This window comes from Enterococcus italicus DSM 15952 (assembly GCF_000185365.1).
Taxonomy (GTDB): domain Bacteria; phylum Bacillota; class Bacilli; order Lactobacillales; family Enterococcaceae; genus Enterococcus_G; species Enterococcus_G italicus.
Map to the genome: position 1 here is coordinate 2,165,728 of NZ_GL622241.1, position 21,004 is coordinate 2,186,731.

General features: G+C 41.4%; 17 protein-coding genes and 1 pseudogene. 1 reads left to right on the top strand and 17 read right to left on the bottom strand.

The genetic code is table 11. The features are described from left to right. Positions 1 to 62 precede the first annotated feature (62 nt). The gene (gene tgt / locus HMPREF9088_RS09990) at positions 63 to 1,208 is read right to left on the bottom strand and encodes a tRNA guanosine(34) transglycosylase Tgt (protein ID WP_007209132.1); all 1,146 of its coding nucleotides are present in this window, start codon (positions 1,206 to 1,208) and stop codon (positions 63 to 65) included. 148 nt (positions 1,209 to 1,356) lie between these two features. On the opposite strand from tgt, the gene HMPREF9088_RS09995 reads away from it, so the two are divergent. After that, entirely contained in the window at positions 1,357 to 2,067 is a 711-nt protein-coding gene (locus HMPREF9088_RS09995) for a DUF975 family protein (RefSeq protein ID WP_007209133.1), read from the top strand. A gap of 176 nt (positions 2,068 to 2,243) precedes the next feature. On the opposite strand, the pseudogene HMPREF9088_RS10000 reads toward HMPREF9088_RS09995, so the two are convergent. The 16 genes and pseudogenes from HMPREF9088_RS10000 to HMPREF9088_RS10080 form a co-directional block, all read right to left on the bottom strand. After that, positions 2,244 to 4,753: pseudogene (locus HMPREF9088_RS10000) on the bottom strand (cation-translocating P-type ATPase). A 181-nt stretch (positions 4,754 to 4,934) separates the two neighbouring features. Further along, entirely contained in the window at positions 4,935 to 5,966 is a 1,032-nt protein-coding gene (gene queA / locus HMPREF9088_RS10005) for a tRNA preQ1(34) S-adenosylmethionine ribosyltransferase-isomerase QueA (protein WP_007209136.1), read from the bottom strand. Positions 5,967 to 6,207: 241 nt separating this feature from the next. After that, a complete protein-coding gene (locus HMPREF9088_RS10010; protein ID WP_007209137.1) occupies positions 6,208 to 8,925 on the bottom strand; it encodes a YhgE/Pip domain-containing protein in 2,718 nt (905 codons plus the stop codon). A gap of 220 nt (positions 8,926 to 9,145) precedes the next feature. Further along, on the bottom strand, positions 9,146 to 9,946 hold the full coding sequence (gene proC / locus HMPREF9088_RS10015; protein ID WP_040366993.1) for a pyrroline-5-carboxylate reductase: 801 nt from the start codon (positions 9,944 to 9,946) through the stop codon (positions 9,146 to 9,148). Further along, positions 9,943 to 10,254: a hypothetical protein gene (locus tag HMPREF9088_RS10020; protein WP_040366996.1), complete on the bottom strand. Its 312-nt coding sequence runs from the start codon at positions 10,252 to 10,254 to the stop codon at positions 9,943 to 9,945. The genes proC and HMPREF9088_RS10020 overlap by 4 nt, the downstream gene beginning before the upstream one ends. Continuing rightward, a complete protein-coding gene (locus HMPREF9088_RS10025; protein ID WP_007209139.1) occupies positions 10,251 to 10,625 on the bottom strand; it encodes a type II toxin-antitoxin system PemK/MazF family toxin in 375 nt (124 codons plus the stop codon). Before HMPREF9088_RS10025 ends, HMPREF9088_RS10020 begins: the two co-directional genes overlap by 4 nt. A 17-nt stretch (positions 10,626 to 10,642) precedes the next feature. Further along, positions 10,643 to 11,755, bottom strand: coding sequence for an alanine racemase (gene alr / locus HMPREF9088_RS10030; RefSeq protein ID WP_007209140.1), 1,113 nt, complete (start codon positions 11,753 to 11,755; stop codon positions 10,643 to 10,645). 16 nt (positions 11,756 to 11,771) lie between these two features. Further along, on the bottom strand, positions 11,772 to 12,125 hold the full coding sequence (gene acpS, locus HMPREF9088_RS10035; protein ID WP_007209141.1) for a holo-ACP synthase: 354 nt from the start codon (positions 12,123 to 12,125) through the stop codon (positions 11,772 to 11,774). 148 nt (positions 12,126 to 12,273) lie between these two features. After that, positions 12,274 to 13,842 (bottom strand): degradosome RNA helicase CshA, encoded by a 1,569-nt coding sequence (gene cshA, locus HMPREF9088_RS10040; RefSeq protein ID WP_007209142.1) that lies wholly within the window; start codon positions 13,840 to 13,842, stop codon positions 12,274 to 12,276. A 346-nt stretch (positions 13,843 to 14,188) separates the two neighbouring features. Next, positions 14,189 to 15,214 carry an adenosine deaminase gene (gene add, locus HMPREF9088_RS10045; RefSeq protein ID WP_007209143.1) on the bottom strand — a complete coding sequence of 342 codons (1,026 nt, stop codon included), beginning with the start codon at positions 15,212 to 15,214 and terminating at the stop codon, positions 14,189 to 14,191. Between the two features lie 224 nt (positions 15,215 to 15,438). Beyond that, entirely contained in the window at positions 15,439 to 16,782 is a 1,344-nt protein-coding gene (locus HMPREF9088_RS10050) for a UDP-N-acetylmuramoyl-tripeptide--D-alanyl-D-alanine ligase (RefSeq protein WP_007209145.1), read from the bottom strand. Positions 16,783 to 16,838: 56 nt separating this feature from the next. Further along, on the bottom strand, positions 16,839 to 17,906 hold the full coding sequence (locus HMPREF9088_RS10055) for a D-alanine--D-alanine ligase (protein WP_040366997.1): 1,068 nt from the start codon (positions 17,904 to 17,906) through the stop codon (positions 16,839 to 16,841). A 111-nt stretch (positions 17,907 to 18,017) separates the two neighbouring features. Beyond that, positions 18,018 to 18,467 carry a YaiI/YqxD family protein gene (locus HMPREF9088_RS10060; RefSeq protein WP_040366999.1) on the bottom strand — a complete coding sequence of 150 codons (450 nt, stop codon included), beginning with the start codon at positions 18,465 to 18,467 and terminating at the stop codon, positions 18,018 to 18,020. A 226-nt stretch (positions 18,468 to 18,693) separates the two neighbouring features. Continuing rightward, positions 18,694 to 19,329, bottom strand: coding sequence for a uridine kinase (udk, locus tag HMPREF9088_RS10070; RefSeq protein ID WP_040367007.1), 636 nt, complete (start codon positions 19,327 to 19,329; stop codon positions 18,694 to 18,696). A 99-nt stretch (positions 19,330 to 19,428) separates the two neighbouring features. After that, positions 19,429 to 20,103, bottom strand: a complete 675-nt coding sequence (locus HMPREF9088_RS10075) for a YjjG family noncanonical pyrimidine nucleotidase (protein WP_040367011.1) — start codon at positions 20,101 to 20,103, stop codon at positions 19,429 to 19,431. A 1-nt stretch (position 20,104) separates the two neighbouring features. Next, complete coding sequence (locus HMPREF9088_RS10080; protein ID WP_007209151.1) at positions 20,105 to 20,827, bottom strand: pseudouridine synthase; 723 nt, start codon at positions 20,825 to 20,827, stop codon at positions 20,105 to 20,107. Between the last annotated feature and the right edge of the window lie 177 nt (positions 20,828 to 21,004).

The following is a 21,004-nucleotide window of genomic DNA, read 5'->3' on the forward strand; positions in this document are numbered from 1 at the left end:
CTTCACCTCATTTTTTTATCTCTTTCTACTTTATCACATACGTTTCAAGAAACTCTAGCTTTTTAGAAGTTTTTCGCATTTTCTTTATTAAATCCATACTCTTCAAAGAAATGTTGCCGGAATTCCAATAAATTATCGTCCATAATTGCTTGACGGACTTGGCGCATAAGATTTAACAAGAAGTACAAATTGTGATAAGAGGTCAATCGCATACCAAATGTTTCATCACATTTGATTAAATGACGGACATACGCACGACTATAATTTTTACAAGTATAGCAATCACAATTTTCATCAATTGGTCGGAAGTCGCGTGCATATTGTGCATTTTTGACAACCAGACGTCCTTTCGAGGTCATACATGTTCCATTTCGAGCGATACGAGTCGGCAAGACGCAATCAAACATATCCACGCCACGAATGACGCCATCAATTAAGGAGTCAGCGGCACCCACACCCATCAAATAGCGCGGCTTGTCTTCTGGGATCAAAGGCGTAGTAAATTCTAGCACACGATTCATTTCTGATTTTGGTTCTCCTACTGATAAGCCACCGATTGAATAACCTGGAAAATCCATACTTATCAAATCCTTGGCGCTTTGTCTGCGTAGTTCCTCAAAACCTGCTCCTTGAATAATACCAAATAGGCCTTGGCGATCGGGATGCAAGTGTGCTTCAAGCCCTCGGGCAGCCCAACGAGACGTACGCTCAACGGATTTTTTGACATAGTCATAGCTTTCATCAAATGGCGGACATTCATCAAAGCTCATCATAATGTCAGAGCCTAGCTTATTTTGAATGTTGATGGCTTTCTCTGGAGACAAGAAGAGCTTTGAGCCATTCAAATGATTTCTAAAATGAACGCCCTCTTCTTCAATATTACGCATATCAGCAAGAGAAAAGACTTGAAATCCTCCTGAATCAGTCAAAATAGGCTGATCCCAATTCATAAACTTGTGCAGTCCGCCTGCCTCTTCGACAATGTCTTCTCCCGGACGTAACCATAAATGATAGGTATTGCTTAAAATAACACCTGCACCCATCTGTTTTAATTCTTCAGGAGCAATTGTTTTAACAGTAGCAAGTGTCCCTACTGGCATAAACATTGGTGTCGGAAACGTACCGTGTGGTGTAATCAGCTCACCGAGGCGCGCACCGGTGTGTTTTTCTTTTTTTATTAATCGATAACGAATGGCTGGTTGCGACATTCATTTCCCTACTTTCTATTCTTTTTACGTATACAATTCATCATACGTTTTCTAACGATCATTTGCAAGTCACAGTTTCCTCCCAACAACTTTGTAAGTTGTATTCAGGCCTTAATTTGCTATACTTAATGGTAATAGGAGGAAAGTTATGAAATCAAATCGCGAAATCAAAAAACAGGCCAAGGAACTGTTGGCCGGACGCTGGGGAAGTGCTATTTTATTAAATCTTGTCCCCACCTTGTTAGTTATTGTAGTCTTTGTTTTGATCGGTATCCCTAGTATCTGGGCTTTATCGTCCATAACTCAGGATACAAGCACCACTATATTAACGAACGTCAGCAGTGACAATGATCCAAATTATATGGTCACACTAGGTGCCAATATTATCGGAACATTATTTAGCACCGCCATTACGTGGACATTTTTAGACTTATTGCGTGGAACAAAGCAAAAAATCAATCCACTTTCGGATGCCTTTCGTGCATTTCAATCACCATTTTTATTGGCTGTCGTTATTATCTGTATTCTAATCAGTATTTTCCAATCACTCTGGTTCCTTTTATTTGTTATTCCTGGAATTATTAAAGGGTATTCGTATTCACAATCGTATACCATTTTTTATGACACGTATCAACACACCGGTGAAAAGATGGGCTATTTGGATAGTATCACGGCAAGTCGTCGACTAATGAACGGCTACAAAATGCAATTATTTTTATTAGATTTAAGCTTTATCGGCTGGCATATTTTGTGCCTATTCACCGCAGGAATCGGCTACTTATGGTTAACACCGTATATTGCAGCTAGCCATACCGCATTTTATGATAGCTTACCAAAAGAAGAAGCACTGGTTTTCTAATATCAAAATAGAGTCGAGCAATAGGATCGGAATGTTCGAACAGTGATTTGTAAGAAGAAACGAATACATTTTGACAAAGAGCAAAAAAGAGCAAAAAAAACCAGAACGTCCAGAAGTTTGAGTACCAACTTCTGGACGTTCTGGTTTTTTTGCTTGTAGCTGACTGTCTCGCCAGTTTACTCTTCATCTGGTAAACGGTGGAATTTAATTAATTCATTAATGGCAACCGGAATTATCGATAATGCAATCGCCAATAACCAATGATTAAAGCTGATTCGTACCAAGCTAAATAATTCTTGCGTAATTGGTAGAATCGCGATAACAGTCGTAATGACAATGGCCAAAATAGCCATTTCAAAGAGTGATTTGTTTGATTCAAGTTTTACTTTAAAGATAGAACGATCACTTCGAACATTAAAGACGTGGATAATCGATGAATATGCCAATACTAAAAAGGCAACTGTTTGACCGACTTCATGGCTTGCCTCTACCCAGGGACTAATTGAATTCACAAATGTTCCTAAGTAATACCCAATCAAGGTAACTACCGTAAAAATTGACGCGTTCACGCCAATTTTTTGCCAGAGCCCACGTGAAAAGATGCTCTCGCTTGGTGCAATCGGATCTTCATTCATGATTCCTTTTTCAGCTGGTTCTTTTCCTAATGCAAAACCTGGCAAGCCATCCGCTACGACATTGACAAATAGCAATTGCACCGCGGTAAATGGTGCCCCCCAGCCAAATAGTATCGCTAACAACACAATAAAAATCTCAGAAATGTTACAGCTCAAAAGGAAATTGACTGCCTTACGAATATTTTGATAGACGGTACGCCCTTGTGCAATGGCATCGACAATCGTAGCAAAATTGTCATCAGTCAAGACCATATCCGTTGCCACGCTTTGACAATTCTGATTTTGTCTTCAGGTGTCACGCGCGCATAGACTGATAGTTGTTTGACTTTTGTATCTAGTTCTTCTTCAGACAATTCACGTAGCTGTGCGCCGGTCATTGCTTCACTGGCTTTTGATAAAATACCTAGCTCTTTGGCAATTGTGCTTGCTGTTACAACGTGGTCACCAGTAATCATGACTGTCTTTATCCCTGCATGCTTGGCACGTGCAATCGCCCCTTTACTTTCCGGACGTGGTGGATCAATCATACCGACCAAGCCTAAGAGATGCAGATCTTTTTCCAGAAATGCTGATGTCAGCTCAGTCGGCTCTTCATCAAATGTCCGGAAGCCGACTGCAATAACGCGTAAGGCTTTTTTCCCAAAGCGATCATTGACGACAGCGGCTTGCTCCACATCACCATAGCGGAAGCGTGGCATCAAGACATCAAAGGCGCCTTTGGTCACAGATAGATACTTCTTGCCATGCTTATGAATCGTTGTCATCATTTTCCGCTCTGAATCAAACGGAAGCTCTCCAATTCGGACATAGGACTCATCTAATTCTTTTTTAGTATGGTAATTTTCTTCTAATGAACGAACAATGGCTACCTCGGTCGGGTTCCCTTTGTAGCTTTTTTCATCGCCCGGCTCGATAATAACATCTGTACATAGTGACGCAAGCTTCAACACTTCGATGGCTTCTTCTGTCATCGCATCTTCCGCATCTACGACCTCATCACCATGGCGCCAAATACGACGGACAGTCATTTTATTTTGCGTTAATGTCCCGGTCTTGTCTGAACAAATCACACTCGTTGATCCTAGTGTCTCTACAGCAGGCAAGCGACGAATGATTGCATGTTTTTTGGCCATTTTTTGGACACCAAAAGCCAATGCTAGTGTAACAATTACCATTAGTGTTTCCGGAACTGCGGCTACTGCTAGTGATACAGCAGTCATAAATAGTTCTAAGACTGGTTCTTCTTGTAAATAACCAATCAAAAAGACAATCGCAGCGGCACCAATTGCAACAAAACTAATTCGTTTGCCTAATTGATTTAATCTTTTTTGCAAAGGTGTAGCGGTTTGCTTCGTGTCATTTAAGAGACTTGCTACTTTCCCCATCTCAGTCTGCATGCCTGTCGCCGTCACGATCGCTCTTGCACGACCATTAACGACAGTACAGCCTTTGAATACCATATTTAGCTGATCGCCGAGACTCTCGTCTTCCGTCGTCATAAAGTCAGCATTTTTTTCAACAGGTTCGCTTTCCCCGGTTAACGCAGACTCTTCAACACGGAGTTGGGAAGTTTGAGTTAGCCGAGCATCAGCGACGATCATTGAGCCATTTTCCAGAACAAGTATGTCCCCAACGACAACTTCTTCTGCATCTATCTCAGTGACGTGGCCATCCCTCAAAACAGACGTAACTTGCTTATTCATATCTTGCAAGGCTGCAAGTGCTTTTTCCGCATTTCCTTCTTGGACAATTGCTAACACTGAATTAATCACGACAATGGCGATAATTAATAACCCTTCAAATAAATCCCCATGTTCCGTCGATACCGCTGTGTAAAAAGAAATTGCGGCGGCAACTAATAAAATAATCGTAGTAAAGTCCGATAAGCTATGCAAAATCTTACTAATTAATGACTCGCTGGGCGCTTGTTCAAATTGATTGCGTCCATTTTCTTGCAAACGATTCGCCACCTCTTGCGATGTCAACCCATTCTCCATCGATGTTTGCTGCTCTTTGGCGAGTTGCGCGTAATCTTTCTTGTATGCTTCCATTCCATTCCTCCTATACTATTGACATGCAATTTAACTATAGCATGATTGTTTTATCGGATTCAATGAATACCCCTTGTTAAATCGAAACGTTTACGTTTTTTTAGAAAATTGGTGACTTTTTTCACTTTCGTTACGAAAAAACGTCCATCCCGAAAAATTCTCTCGAGACGGACGGTATGATTTATTTTACAAACATGGCATCGCCAAAGCTAAAGAAGCGATACTTCTCATCAATGGCATGTTGGTATGCTTCTAATACAAACTCTCGACCCGCAAAGGCACTAACAAGCATTACCAATGTCGATTTCGGCAAATGAAAATTAGTCGAGAAGGCATCGACTAGTTTAAATTGGTAGCCTGGCTTAATGAAGATATTTGTCCAACCACTGTCTGCTTGAATGGCTCCATCAAACTTCGTGCCAATCGTTTCTAGCGTGCGAATCGATGTAGTACCGACTGCCACGATTCTTCCGCCTGCGTCACGTACAGCAGTTAGCTCATCCGCAGCTTCTTGTGTCAGACGGTAAAACTCACTATGCATCTCATGCTCAGCAATATTGTCGACACTGACTGGGCGAAACGTCCCTAAACCAACATGTAGTGTCAAGTAGACCAAATGCACACCTTTTGCTTGAATTTTTTCTAATAGTTCTTTCGTGAAATGAAGGCCCGCAGTCGGTGCGGCAGCTGAACCGTTTTCTTTGGCATACACCGTCTGGTATCGCTCTGGATCTTCCAGACGTTCTTTAATGTATGGCGGCAATGGCATCTCGCCTAGTGATTCCAAAATTTCTAAAAAGATGCCCTCATATACAAAGCGAATCATCCGTCCGCCATGATCCAATTCTTCTTCTACAATTGCTTTTAAGCGACCATCACCAAATGTAATTTCTGTGCCGACTTTGGCACGTTTGGCTGGTTTGATGAGTGTCTCCCACGTATCTCCCTCGGTATTATTTAAAAGCAATAGTTCTAAATGAGCACCCGTCTCTTCTTTCACGCCATACAAACGAGCTGGTAGTACCCGCGTGTTATTCATAACCAACGCATCACCAGCGTTTAGCTCATCAATAATTTCATAAAAGTGCTTATCCGCCATTTCTTTCGTTTTGCGATCCAAAACTAATAAACGAGAACTTGCTCGGTCAGTCAAAGGGGTCTGTGCAATCAATTCCTCTGGTAAATCAAAATCAAAATCTTCTGTTGTTAACATTCGTTCTCTCTCCTTACTTTCTTGCTCTTTTATTTTAGCATGTTTTGTGGGCCAAAAAGGACTTAAAGCATAAATAATTTAGCTCTAATCATTCCATATAAACCGTGACATAAAATGAGACGTTTTGACCAAAAACCAAAAATCCAAAAGTTTAAGAAACAACTTTCGGATTTTCTGGTCTGTTTACTTATTGCCGAACATTCAGTATCTTACGAATGATTCATCGTGACGCACCCATTTTTTAATGGAAGAGATGGCTTTGTTTTGCTCGTTCGCTCATCCGTTTTTGCAAGTCAGTAACCTTTGGAAATAGATAGATACCGACTGCAGCAAAGCCTACGAACATACAAACTAAAAAGATCAAATCTTGCCAAGCATTCGCCCAATAAATGCCACCCGCCGATTCACGCAATAGATTCACAGCATACGTAAATGGTAAGAGTGGATTAATCATCTGGAAGAACTTTCCGGATACTTGGATAGGATAGTTCCCGCCACCACCAGAAATAGAGAGCACGAGAATAATGATTCCGATTCCCTTACCGATATTACCAAACATGGCGACGAGTACATAAATGATCATCATAAAGCTCAGCGCCACTAAGACCGCAAAGAATACACTCCACGCTGGCTGTCTCACATCTACACCAAGTAAGAAATAATTTCCGAGTGTCACGATCAACGCTTGCCCAATCGCCATTGTCAAAAACGTCAACATACGAGCAATAAATGTTTCTCGCTTGGTGAATTGATTCTTTTGTTTGTCATTGAGGAAGTAACCCGTTGTTGCCACACTCGAGAAGAGCAACGCGCCGACCCAAAGACAAAGAGCCGTGTAAAATGGTGTACTAGCCGAACCATTATTGGCAATCGGGTACATCGTAGTTGTTTTTAGATCGACCGGATTGGTAAAGAAGTCACTTTCTTTTTGAATGTCTTGCTTCATTAATTTAATGACTTGACCTAAATCAATGGTCTCTTCTCCCTTACGGATTGCTTCGGCTGCTTTATGAATTCCTGCTTGAATAGAAGGCCAGTCATTTTGAATGAGGTCGTCTGCTAAATTCAATGCCTTTTCTACGTCAGGGAATTTTTCATTCATCAAGGCCAGCGTTGAGGTCAAATCATTACGTACCGAAGACCAATCGTTTTTCATAAAGTTCGCTGCGAGCTGCAGCTTTTCAGCTACTGTCGGCAATTCATTGTTGTAAAGATCTGCCCCCTTATTGATGGCATCGACAATTTGCGTCATATGGCCATTTAATAAGGTATTCGCATCTGAAAGTTCTTGACGAATCGCTGGTAGCTGCGCTTGATACTTCTCTAAGATACTGATGGCATTTTTCACCGTGCCATGAGTGGCAGTTAGTAATGATTCAAGTTGTTCAAAATTCACTTGTGACATCAACGAAGAGGCAGTCGTTAAGGTATCAATTAACTGATTGACAATTGTCGTGATAGAATCGCCGACATTTAAGGCTTTGACATTGGTAATTGTTGTTTGGACAGCACCGGCTGCTTGATTAGCTGAAGTTAACAGTGCAGAAATATCTGTTTTGATTTGATCAAACTCACCATTTTTAGCCTGTTCTGCTAAGCTTGTCGCTCGTGTAGCAAGATCACTCACTGTCTGTTCTACTGTTTTTAGCTGCTGAATCACACTATCAAGAGCGGTACTACCTGTCGCCTGCTGCAAATTCTCTAAGAGTGTAATTACAGAATTAAGGAGTGTCGCTTGAGTGTTAAAGTGTGCGGCCAATGCTTCTAGCAAGGTCACAACTTGCTGTTTCTCCGCATCGGTCAATTCATTTTTATCCAATAAGGTTTGTAAATCACTGGTAGTTGTTTGGACATCGCCTGCCGCTTGCGAGATAGCATCTAGCGTAGTATCCACTGAGGTAATAATAGTCGGCAAGGCCGTTTGCAACTGCTTGGCAAAGGCTAGGACAGATTCCGAGGTACCAGATGCCTGACTGCCTAATTTTTCAATCTCTGGCCAGAGTGATTGGACTTTCTCGATAATCGCTAAGCCTTCTTTCGCTTCTGACACCCCTTGATTCATCGTCTGTTCTACTGATGAAAAGTCCTCATTGATTTCAGCTAGTTGATTTCCAGCCGCTTGCAATTCTGGAATTTTCTCTTGGAGTGTCAAAATAACCGCCGCTTGTTTTTCCAGCTCTGGCATTTTATCATTCAATGCGATAATTTTTTCACCTAAGGCATCCACTTCTGGCAAGTAACTACTAAATTCATTGGCTTTTGCGAGCTTTTCTTTCATCTCAGGTAACTTATCATGAAGTGTGACAATTTCTTCAAGATACCCATTAATTTCAGTCGCGTGTTCATCCGTTGTCAAAATCAGATTTTTCACTTTGTTAATCGAGACTAAGTTTGCTTCAATATCATACCCGACATCCTTTAGGGCTGTAAATAAGGTCGTAGTCGCAGTACTTATAAAGTTTTCAGCGACTTGGTCTTTTAAGCTATTTGCACCTTTATCGGTAATTTTTGGTGCAATGGCATTAATTTTTTCATTAAAATAATAATCAATTTGAGGTTTTTTGATTTCCCCTTTCGTAAAACTGATTAAATCTTCAGAGAAGTCTTTCGGAATATAAATACCAGCATAATACTTACCTGATTTCACTCCTTCTGTAACAGCTTTTTTGGATTTTACAAAGCGCCATCCTAGTTGATCATTTTTCTTTAATTTCTTTAATACTTCTTGGCCGACTTCAATTTTTTTATCATTCAGCGTCGTACCGACATCATCACTATAGATGGCGATTGGAATTTCGCCTGTATTCCCATATGGATCCCAAAGTGCTTTAATATTAAACCACGCATAAAGTGATGGTAAGATCATCAATGCTACGATTAAAAAAGTAGCTAATGGAATTTTAAAAATTCGTTGCCAATCCAACTTATATAAATAGAAAATACGTTTTATTTTTTTCACTTTCTCACCTGCTTTTTTTCAGTCGCTTGCTACTGTATCATATTTTCAAGCTCTGTTTCGACTTTTTTGCTCTCCCATACAGACACTTACTACGATTTGTCTAATAACACAGATTCTTACGTAAAAAATCCAATGAAAAAGATTCTTGTTACTAGTTTATCATGCCTCACGGCGACAAGTTAGTAGCGAGCCTTCTCTTTCACTGGATGTTAACCGTTGTTTAGTTGGACATAGCTGCATTTTTCTGAGCGGCCGTACGGACGGCCTTGATAGTAGCTGCTCGAAATTGACTTTCTTCTAATGATTGCACTGCTGCAATCGTCGTACCGCCAGGCGAGCAGACCATATCTTTTAATTCACCTGGGTGTTTGCCTGTTTCTAATACCATTTTCGCCGATCCTAAGACCGTCTGTGCAGCAAATTCATAGGCTTGCTTACGTGGCATTCCCTCGGCAACTGCCCCATCAGCTAGTGCCTCAATGAATAGATAGACATATGCTGGCGCTGACCCACTGACACCGACCACTGCATCCATCATAGATTCTGGTACGACTTCTGATTTTCCAAAACTGTCAACTACTGTATGAACTTCTTCCAACACATCAGCCGTCACTTCTTTTGAAGAAGAGATACTACTCATACCTGCTCCCACCATAGCTGGTGTATTAGGCATCACGCGAATCACTGGATTACTAATTGTTGCTTGAATTTGTGCAATAGTCACACCTGCTGCAATCGATACGATGACTTGAGTGGGTCTAAGATGATCTTTCATTTGCTCGATTACTTGGGGCACGATTGGTGGCTTGACTGCCAAAATAATTACCTCCACTTCAGCTAAAAAAGTAGCCAAATCCAACTGAGGAGTAACCTGATATGTATGAACGACTTTTTCTAAAGTGGGTGCGTACCGATGATTGTATACTTGAATTTCTTCCGGTGCACATAATTGGGACGCTATAATACCTTGAATCATCGCTTGGGCCATATTACCGGCACCGATGAACCCTATTTTCTTCATGCTTGTTCCTCCGATTCCGTAAATGATTGTACGCTGTTCTCTTTTATGATTAAGTAGCCACGCTGAGGTGGTCGCATCTGAGTAAATTGCTGAAAGGATAGGAGCAATTGCCACTCTTTATCTCCTTGTTGGAAGACACCGACATAAGTGACCACATCTGTCTCTTCTTTTTTTAAAAGTTGTGTCAACAAACAGTACCCAATCGGTATGCCTCGTTTTGTGCACAATTGCTGGCTTTTCTTTCGTAGAAAATAAACAAAGAAAAACAGGGTAATCAAAACAATACTATAGCCTACTAATTGACTCATTTAGGCAACAATCCATTCTCCGATACTTTGATATCAATCCCTACACTTACTTTGATTGCTTTTTCGACTTCAATCATTTTTTCTTCATCAATGCGATAAATTTTATCCTTTAATCGCGACTTGTCAATTGTGCGAATCTGCTCTGTCAAAATCACGGAATCCCGTTCAAGACCCGATTTTGATGCCGGTAGTGAGATATGGGTCGGTAATTTTGGCTTAGAAATTTTTGCGGTAATCGCAACAACGATAACGGTCGGACTAAAGTGATTTCCTAAATTATTTTGAACGATTAATACTGGTCGAACTCCCCCTTGTTCTGAACCAACAACTGGAGATAAATCTGCAAAGTATACATCTCTCCGTCTTATCATACTCTTCCCCCTATTATTTACTCATATTCTCTTGGCAGTCGCTCAGATAATAAGCAAGCGACTTCATAATGAATCGTACCAATATAGCTTGCAATGTCTTGCAATGAGATAGTTTTGTCTCCATCTGTGCCGATCAGTGTCACCGTCGTGCCTACTGGTATATCAGCGGGTAAGCGAATCATCAATTGATCCATGCAGACACGGCCGACTATTTCACAGAACTGGCCATTTACTAACACATGAAATCCTTGTAACTTTCGGACATAGCCATCCGCATATCCAATCGGTACCGTTCCAATCCATTCATCCTGTGTTGTTTCATATGTATGACCATAGCCAACACCGGATTCACTAGGTAATTGCTTGACCTGAACTAGCTGCGAGGTCAATGACAGTGCGGGCACTAATGAATAGCTCGGCTGAAGTGCATCTGAGGATGGATTCAGGCCATACATAGCTACACCATAGCGAACCAGATTCCCTAATGGCTCATGCCACAACTGAGTCGCGCTATTGGTGACGTGAATATACCGAGGAGCTTCTAATACAGCGATAGTCTCAAAGAAGCGTGCCTTTTGCTCTTGCCAATAGGTCGCATCTGCTTGGTCGGCTGTCGCAAAATGCGTGAATACGCCCTCTAGATAAAAGCCCTCTGCTTGCGCTAGTGACACCTCTGCTTGCTTGACCTCGCCTGAATCAATAAAGCCAATACGACCCATCCCTGTCTCAATCGCCAAATGGACAGCAATCGGCTCATCCCATGGGTTTTTAAGATAGGCTTGTTCGGCTTGTTTCAACCAGTCAGTTGAAGCGACTGGAATCGCCAATTGATACTGACTGACAATCGGCAAGTATGCACAATCGACCAATCCTAAAATAAAAACAGGTAAAGTAATACCCGCCTCTCTTAATTCAATCCCTTCATCAATTGTTGCCACACAAAAACCAGCAACGCCTTCTTCTTCCGCAATTTTTGCTACTTGAACGGCACCATGTCCATAGCCATTTGCCTTTATTACTGCAAATAATGATTGATCTGCGGATAAATGCTCTTGAACAGTCCGTAAATTTTCACGAATGGCCTCTGTATGGATGGTAATCCGCGTGGGACGATAGATGGATTTCACCATACTCGTTACCTTCTTTCTATTCCTCTAGGATAATTTGTGCAAAGATCATGATATCTGTATGAGTAATACTGACATGTGCAACACCTGACTGAAATGGCGAACGCGTCACAATTGGTGCACCGGCTTCATTTGCCAACACTTCGATGTCTTGAAAACTCACCTTGCCAATACCAGTCCCCCATGCTTTTGAAAACGCCTCTTTGCATGCAAAGCGACCGCCTAAAAATTCCACTTGACGATGAAAAGGCAACCGATCATACCATTCCAACTCTTTTGAAGTCAAAACTCTTTTCGCAAATTGCGGCTTTTCTTTTACAATTTTTGCCATGCGCTCTGTTTCGACCGCATCAATGCCAATTCCCTTTATCATACTTCAATTGTCCTTCCTTAGTTAGTCTTATTCTACCCAAAAAAAGCGAGAAAATACAGAGGAATTTTCCTCACTCTTCGAATTCCTACTACCAAACAAAAAAAGCTATCGAAGCCCCTAATTTTGTAGGCTTCGATAGCTATCTTCATTAATCTTGGTTAGAGCGGATGACAAAGCTGCGTTTGCTGCTGTCATTTGTGCGACGACTTTTCTTGTAGCCATCTTCACGGTTGCTGTTAGCCGGCTTGCGGTTACGGCTACCATTTTCGCCATCACGGCTATAACGGTTGTCGCGATTTTCTCCTCGACCGCCACGGCTATCACGACGGCGATTGTTGTTGCCTCTGCGGTTGCCGCCACCATTTCCACCACGATTGCCAAAGTTTTTCTTCCCTTGTGGCAATGGTCTTTCAGGTGTAATTTTGACTGGCACTAAGTCAGTTGGGTCTTTGGCTAGTATTTTCACTAGTAAAGCAGCCAAATCTTGTGCAGAGTAGCGTTCAAGCAAATCATCTGCAGCAGATAGGTAACGGTCCAAGCCGTTTTCATCCATTTTTGATTCAATTTCTTCCAAAGCAGCACCAAGTTGTCCTTTAAATGCTTCTTTTTCGGTTGGTGGACGTAATGGTGTCATGCGTTTTTTCGTTAAGTTTTCGATAGTATGCAAGTAGCTCATTTCGTTTGGTGTCACGAATGTTACAGACATCCCACCTTTACCGGCACGGCCTGTACGTCCAATCCGGTGAACATAGCTTTCTGGATCTTGAGGGATATCATAGTTGTACACGTGTGTCACACCTGAAATGTCCAATCCACGAGCAGCCACGTCAGTCGCTACTAAAATATCTAAGTTCCCATTTTTAAAGCTACGTAGGACACTCATCCGTTTTTGTTGAGATAAGTCACCATGGATGCCTTCAGCTTTATAGCCACGTGTTTCTAGTCCACGAGCTAATTCATCTACACGGCGTTTTGTACGACCGAAAATGATCGTCAATTCTGGTGTTTGCACATCCAATAAACGTGTCATAATATCAAATTTTTCAAAGTCTTTTGAGCGAACATAATATTGATCAATTAGGTCTGCTGTCATTTCTTTGGCTTTGATTTTTACGTGTTCAGGATTTTGCATGAATTTCACGCCGATACTTTTAATTGCTGGTGGCATAGTTGCAGAAAATAATAATGTTTGACGAGTCGAAGGTACTTTAGAGATGATTGATTCAATATCTTCTAAAAATCCCATGTTTAACATTTCATCTGCTTCATCCAATACTAAGGTTTCGACAGTTTCCAATTTTAGGGTGTGGCGATTAATATGGTCTAACATACGTCCTGGTGTACCCACAACGATATGTGGACGGTCTTTTAATTGACGGATTTGGCGGCCAATATCTGCTCCACCGTAAACTGCCATTACACGAACCTTTTTATCTTTACCTAGACGATACAGTTCTTCTTGTGTTTGGATTGCTAATTCACGTGTTGGTGAAATAACCAATCCTTGAAGATGGGAACTGCTCGTATCAATTTTTTCTAACATTGGTAAACCAAATGCTGCCGTTTTACCGGTACCAGTCTGTGCTTGACCAATCACATCTCTTCCTGATAATGCTAAAGGAATTGTTTCAGATTGAATCGGTGTTGCTTCCTCAAATCCTGATCGTTCTACCGCTTTCAACAATTCTGGTGAAAGTTCTAATTCTTTAAATTTCAAATGAATCCTCCTATTATTTCCTCATACAGTTCATCTGTACGGTCCCTCTGTTCTGATTTCAGCGGGCATGTATTCTTTGAGGTGTTCGTAGTTCTCATCTACCGTCATCCAAGGTAGATACACACCGAAAAACCACCTCTTGAAGGCATTAGAAAAGGCTAGGACAAAATTGTACAGCCTTTCGTCTCAGCCTAGCTTTGAATATACAGTAGAATAAATTCTACTAGCTATCTATTAGTTCCTTAATTAAAAGGGTCAATCCGTTTCTAAATGAATACTTCATCTTTCGGCACGTAGATCATTGTATCATAGCTTGAAATTTTCATCAAGTTTACAGTCTTTCATTTCAAACGTTATCAGCAAATTGAGCTGTCGCCATCTCGTGCATTATTTGTTGCTTCAATTGCTCAGATGCATAAGAATACTGTATCGCATCTTGATTCATTTTTTGGATATCTTGCCAGCTTAATTGATGTGCTTGGCTAATTTGCCAATACTCGTTAGTTAAGGTCGTATCAGACACCGTGCGATTGTCCGTATTTAAGCAGACCTTTAAGCCATTACGTAGCCAGTCTTTGATCGGATAATCTTGGTAGTCAGCCACCGCTTTGGTCTGAATATTGCTCGTCGGACATCCTTCAATACAGACCGAGTGACTCGCGCAATCCATTTGTGCTTGCTGATTATTTTTTAGCGCAATCCCATGCCCAATGCGTGTTGCTCCAAAGGCAATCGCTTGATAAATATTCGCCACACAGCCGCATTCACCCGCATGTAGCGTAAATGGAATGGTTTTTTCTTCTATATAAATACGTAAATTATCACCTAGCTCTTCTAAGTACACATCTTCTTCCGGTCCAGCTAAATCAAACCCTACTACCTTCTCTTCTGAGCAATCGAGACTCTCTTGAAAGACTTGAGCAATCGCCCGTGCTTCTTCTTGGCGCATACCAATAATCAAAATATTACCATCGATGGGATATTGTTTCTCTGCTTGGGCAATGCCTTTTGCGACAGCTTCGATTGTCTCAATCACCGTCAACCCTTTTGCCATTGAAAGACTCGGTGCAAAGCGAATTTCAATATAGCGTACGCCGTCTTCAGCTGCTTGCTCCATTACATCGAAGGCCGCCATTTCAAGTGCCTTTTTGGTCTGTAAGTAAGGCAATACGAAATCAAAACACTGCAAATATTCAGCTAAATTTCGACAATCCTTTGGCGCTTGCATCTGTTGACGTATGTCTTCAATGTCGGATATGGACATGTGTTGCTCCTGAGCAATAGCTTGCAGCGTTTCTGGTCGAATCGAGCCATCCAAGTGACAATGCAACTCAGCTTTGGGGAATTTTTTTAGGGTTTGATAAGTGATCATGCGAACCTCCTGAAAAGTATATTGTTCGCATTATAGCGATATTCCAGATGATAGTAAAGGATATCTTCTTAAGATTAGGATTGTTTTCATTTAATTTTCCTAATTTTTTCATTTTTTTAAAAATGAGCCACAAACAAATAACAGGAACTCCCAAAGTTTGCGGGTAAACTTTGGGAGTTCCTGTTTTTTACTTCCAGCTGAGACTGTATCAGCCGCTAACGTTGTCATTCAGTTTCACTTGTCAGTGCATCAACAACTTGATTCAATTTCATCCCGTTGCTTCCTTTTAATAGCAGCATATCGGCTGGTTGAAGTAATTGCTTTAAGTCCTCAATCAGTGCCGCTAATTCATTTGCATCATACAGTTCGAGTGGAACGTCACTGTCTCTAGCAGCTAATTCTTTGGCCAAATAATCCATTTGTTCTCCGACTAAAAATAAGCCATCATAATTTTGGACGTGATCAGCCATCGCCGCATGCATGACTGATGACTCTGGTCCTAACTCAAGCATGTCCGCTAGTACTGCAAAGCGTCGGCCTTGGACTGGCAGTTTGCCAAAGCTATCTAATACCAACCCCATAGCAGTAGGATTGGCATTATAGACATCACTTAAAAGCCGTGTCCCATTTTCCATCTCTAGCCACTGCGTACGATTTTTGGTCACTTGCACGTTTTTCAGTCCGTTGGCGATTTGCTCAGGTGTGACGCCAAATTTTTCACCAATACTATACGCAATTAAGGCGTTTTTGACATTGTATGTTCCTAATAAAGGTATGCGGTAGTCTTGCTCCTTCACGGAAAATACCGTTTGTTCCGCATGCTCTTCAAGAATATGCGCAGCGACATCGCCTGCATCTATTCCAAACGTCACGACTTGTTGCGTCATCCCTTGGACAAGTGGGGCTAACAATGGCTCATCGCAAGGAATAATCAAGCACCCATCCGCTGCCAATGCTGTCGCAATCTCCATTTTCCCTTGGGCAATCTTTGCTCTAGACCCTAAGTTTTCAATGTGTGCTTCACCAATCATCGTAATGGCTGCGATATCTGGTCTGGCAATTGTGGAGAGGGTCGTAAGGTCACCTGCATGATCCATCCCCATTTCAAGCACGACAACTTTGGTATCTTTTGGCATGTGTAAGATGGTGTAAGGCAAGCCAATTTCGTTGTTATAATTTCCTTGTGTTTTATAGGTGCGGAATGCTTGTGACAACACAGATGCCGTAAGATCTTTGGTCGTCGTCTTCCCGTTACTCCCCGTAATAGCGACAACTTTTGGTGCAAGCAACTCACGGTAATACGTCGCTAGTTTTTGCATCGCTTCTAGACAATCAGTCACCTGAATGACTGTGATGTCTTCTGGTTGGTCTTGCACACTCCAAAACGTTGCAATCGCTCCAGAAGCAATCGCTTGGTTAATAAAGGTATGCCCATCCCTGGCACCGGCTAATGGGACAAATAAACTTCCTGCCACTACTTTGCGGCTATCAAATTCGACACTTGTGACAATCCGGCTATCTTCTACTTCAAGACCAAATAATTGGGCCACTTCTTTTACTGTAAACATCGAGCTCTCCTTTAAAAAAGAGCAAAGCCACTAATAAGCGGTTGCTCTTTTCTCATTTATTCGTTCGTAACATCCATTAATAATGCTTGTCGTTGTTCAAAGCGATTCATTCCTAGTTGAATTAATTCCTCAATTAAATCACCATACTTCAGTCCAGTTTGCTCCCATAACGAAGGATACATACTAAATTGGGTAAATCCTGGCATGGTATTTAATTCATTTAAGAACAATTCATTTTTGCTAGTCAAAAAGAAATCACACCGGCTTAACCCACTACCACCTAGCATCGTGTAGGCTTTTTTGGCATACTCTTGTGCTTTCACTTGAACTTCATCAGGCACAGATGCTGGGATTTGCATTTCAATTTTGTTATCAATGTATTTCGAATTGTAATCATAAAACGCAACGTCTTTAACAATTTCTCCAGCCATTGTCGTGCGCACATCTTCGTTTCCAAGAATGGCCACTTCAATTTCTCTAGCTTCAATTCCTTGCTCAATCACTGCACGCGTATCGTATTGATAGGCTTCCTCTAGCGCATGCTGTAATTCTTCGCGGTTTTCAGCTTTTGAAATACCTACACTCGAACCCATATTGGCTGGCTTAACAAACATCGGATAAAGCATTGATCCTTCGCATTGTTCGAAAACTTGCTTTGGATTTTCTTTCCATTGATGCTTTAAGACAGGCACATACGGCACTTGAGGAATACCTGCTGCTTGTAAAATGTACTTCGTCATAATTTTGTCCATTCCACACGCACTCGTTACGACACCAGCACCCACATATGGCATGCCGATGGTTTCCAAAAAGCCTTGGATTGTACCATCTTCACCATTTGGTCCATGTAAGAGTGGGAAGACAATTGCTTCTTCTTGCTTGATTTCACTAGGATGAATTTCTTTTGCTGATGCTTGTTCACCTTTCCAGGTTAATTGCAAGATATCTTTGGACTCTGGCTTCTCTGTTAAAAGCGGACCTTTCACCCATTCACCCTTCTTAGAAATAAATACCAACTGAACTTGGTAATACTCATAATAGATTGCTTGTAAAACAGAAAAAGCAGACAAAACGGATACTTCATGCTCCGCGCTTTTTCCCCCATATAACAAAATAATTTTCAAAAGTTTTTCCTCCTGTAAGGTCACTTTCCAGTAATTTTCTCCCTTATTTTAGCATAAATACAAGAATATGCCACTAACCCATCCAAAATAATCCAAGCAATTTCGTGCCATTTACTTTAAACTTTTGGTTAACTCTTCGCGTAAAATACGCAAAAAGATTTGGCGATTCTGCTGTGTAAATGCACTAGGTCCTTTCACTCTGCGATGTTGCTTTCGCATCTGCGCATGCTCAAAGCGCTGTAGCAATAGTAGATCAATCGTCTCAGAAAGATACTCCTTGCCTGAGTGGTGAAACACACGCACACCCTTAGGCAATAACAGTGAAGCCAGCCCATAATCTTGCGTAATCACCCAATCATCTGCTTGTACAAGCTTAACAATTTCATAATCTGCCCGATCTGCACCTTTTTCTACATAAATCAAGGAGACAAAATCCGGATAGTCTTTGACCGTATAGTGAGCAATACTCGTTACAATGACGACTGCTAATTGACATTCTTTGGCTACTTGGATGACTTCGTTTTTTACCGGTGAGCCATCTCCATCAATCATAATGCGCAACGCATTTCCCTCACTTTTCTTTGAAATAAAAAAAGCCAACAGACTCTCATCTGTTGGCTAGCCAGTGTTATTTCTAACAGATGACACCATTTCCACATAGCTGTCATCCGACACCCTACAATCCGGTAGGCGAGAATCTCTTGTGCCTCTGGTTGAGTGGTTAGCATACGCTAACTTCCTCGGCTCATCGCATAGTAACTATCATAACACAAAAGTGGACAAAAAACTAGTTTGCTTCAGCTTTTAAGATTGTTTTGACTTTTGTTGTAATCAAATCAATCGCCACATGATTCTTACCACCCTCTGGCACAATCACATCTGCATAGCGCTTAGTAGGCTCGATGAACTGATGATACATTGGTTTCACCACCGATAAATATTGATGAATAACTGAGTCCAATGTCCGACCACGCTCTTCCATGTCACGCTTAATCCGGCGAATAATGCGGATATCATCATCGGTATCGACATAAATTTTGATATCCATCAAGTTACGCAAACGCTCATCTTCTAAAATCATGATTCCTTCTAAGATAATGACCTCTTTAGGCTCTTGATGTACCACTTGATCACTGCGTGTATGTGCCACGTAGTCATATACTGGGATATCGATTGCTTGATAAGCTAACAATTGCTCCAAATGGTCAATCAACAAATCCGTATCGAAGGCTAACGGATGATCATAGTTTGTCTCCAAGCGCTCGTCAAAGCTTAAGGAACTTTGATCTTTGTAGTACGAGTCATGCTCAAGCATCATAATGGAATGATTTGGGAAATGGTCAAGAATTGCGCGACTCACACTTGTCTTCCCACTTCCTGATCCTCCAGTTACGCCAATAATAATCGGTTGCTTCTTGCCCATTCCATTACCTCTTTCATTCACATTTTTACACTGTTATCTATTATAGCGAAAATCTCAAAAAATACCATGTATAACAGCCGATTTTCTTTGAAAGATGTGTTAGATTTTTTTCAATAAGTATGGTAACTCCGTCAAGTGCTGAATCCAATACGTGCTCTTGGCAGACGGGGTGGGGTGCAAATAAATCGTATCAATCCCACTTTGGTGACCGCCTTGAATATCAGAAGTCAGTGAATCCCCGATAATGACAAATTGCTCTTTCATTATGCCTGGATTTTCGGAAAAAACTTGCTCAAAGAAGCGTGGATCAGGTTTTTGGACACCTAAGTCTCCTGATACAAATAGTTTATCAAAATAAGGCAAGAGTTGCGCTTTAGCTAGTCGCTCTCTTTGTGTCTTCCCATCACCATTTGACACAATTTGCAGTGAATATCCTTGCTTAAAAAGTCCTTGAATCACTTCTAAGCTCGCGCCCAAGCGTTGATGTTGCTGAGTAAGACTTGCTCGAAAGGTGCTGTCTAGTACCGCAGCGTCACCGACTAATTGACAATCATACAACGTCTGAGCAAAGCGCCAGATTAACCACTGTTCTCGAGTAGCCCGATTTTTTTCAATTTGCTGCCAAGCGAGTTGATTATATGTATGATATGTTTTAGCTGTTCGCTTAGTTAATGGTACTTGCTGCTCATAAAAAGCACTCTTCAAAGCTGCCTCCTCTGCCGCTTGAAAATCGAGTAACGTATCATCCACATCAAATAATAATACTTGGTACATCTTAGTTGCCACCTTCCATAAAGGGTCGTAATGCTTCTAATTCATGTTTCGTCAGTGACCGATATTCCCCGACAGGCAACGTCTTGAGTTCAAGAGGACCAAAGCTGATTCGCTTCAAAAAGGTCACTTTTTTCCCACAAGCTAAGAACATTTTTTTCACTTGATGAAATTTTCCTTCTGATAAGACGACTTCCGCCTCACTCTCCTGATCATGACAGCTCTTTAAAAGAAGCTGTGCTGGCAGACAGCGTGTCCCACCGTGAAAAACAATGCCCTCAGAAAAAGCCTGTACGTCCTTTTCAGTCAAGCGCGCATTCACTCGGACACTGTACTTTTTATCGACTTTCTTCGTTGGGTGAAGAAGTTGATACCCCAGAGGTCCATTCGTCGTCACTAAGACCAATCCTTCTGTATCGCGATCCAGCCGTCCCACTGCATACAGACCCGCTACCAGATCGTCTGTAGCGAATAAATCAAAAATCGTTGGCACCACTTTATCATGATTGGCAGTAACGTACCCAGCTGGCTTATTCATCAGCCAGTAGCGTTCATACCACTCGACTACTTGGCCATCGACAGTCAAACAGTGGAGATGACTATCAACATTAAAAGACTGATTACGCATAATTTCTCCGTCAATCTGCACCAATCCTTTGGCAAATAGTCGTTTCATTTCTTTCCTACTTGTGTGTAGCTGTGTCTCAATTACTTTGTCAATTCGCATGTGTTCCCTACTTTTATTCGTAATTTTTTATCATTATACCGTAGCTGCCATTGTGAAAAAAGGGTTATCGTTTGACTTTGAATTTGAAAAGGCCTATCGTTAATAGTGTAAAGTAAATAAGTTTCTCATACACAGCGTTATAACCTGGTGGAGAAAAGTTAAAAAAACTTTTTGGGG

Bases quoted from the DNA above. Each gene is read 5' to 3' on its own strand.
- HMPREF9088_RS09995 (WP_007209133.1), top strand. From the start codon at position 1,357: ATGAAATCAAATCGCGAAATCAAAAAACAGGCCAAGGAACTGTTGGCC.
- queA (WP_007209136.1), bottom strand. From the start codon at position 5,966: ATGTTAACAACAGAAGATTTTGATTTTGATTTACCAGAGGAATTGATT.
- HMPREF9088_RS10050 (WP_007209145.1), bottom strand. From the start codon at position 16,782: ATGTTTACAGTAAAAGAAGTGGCCCAATTATTTGGTCTTGAAGTAGAA.
- alr (WP_007209140.1), bottom strand. From the start codon at position 11,755: ATGGTGAAATCCATCTATCGTCCCACGCGGATTACCATCCATACAGAG.
- tgt (WP_007209132.1), bottom strand. From the start codon at position 1,208: ATGTCGCAACCAGCCATTCGTTATCGATTAATAAAAAAAGAAAAACAC.
- HMPREF9088_RS10020 (WP_040366996.1), bottom strand. From the start codon at position 10,254: ATGAGTCAATTAGTAGGCTATAGTATTGTTTTGATTACCCTGTTTTTC.
- acpS (WP_007209141.1), bottom strand. From the start codon at position 12,125: ATGATAAAGGGAATTGGCATTGATGCGGTCGAAACAGAGCGCATGGCA.
- proC (WP_040366993.1), bottom strand. From the start codon at position 9,946: ATGAAGAAAATAGGGTTCATCGGTGCCGGTAATATGGCCCAAGCGATG.
- HMPREF9088_RS10080 (WP_007209151.1), bottom strand. From the start codon at position 20,827: ATGCGAATTGACAAAGTAATTGAGACACAGCTACACACAAGTAGGAAA.
- udk (WP_040367007.1), bottom strand. From the start codon at position 19,329: ATGGGCAAGAAGCAACCGATTATTATTGGCGTAACTGGAGGATCAGGA.
- HMPREF9088_RS10075 (WP_040367011.1), bottom strand. From the start codon at position 20,103: ATGTACCAAGTATTATTATTTGATGTGGATGATACGTTACTCGATTTT.
- HMPREF9088_RS10025 (WP_007209139.1), bottom strand. From the start codon at position 10,625: ATGATAAGACGGAGAGATGTATACTTTGCAGATTTATCTCCAGTTGTT.
- add (WP_007209143.1), bottom strand. From the start codon at position 15,214: ATGATCACTTATCAAACCCTAAAAAAATTCCCCAAAGCTGAGTTGCAT.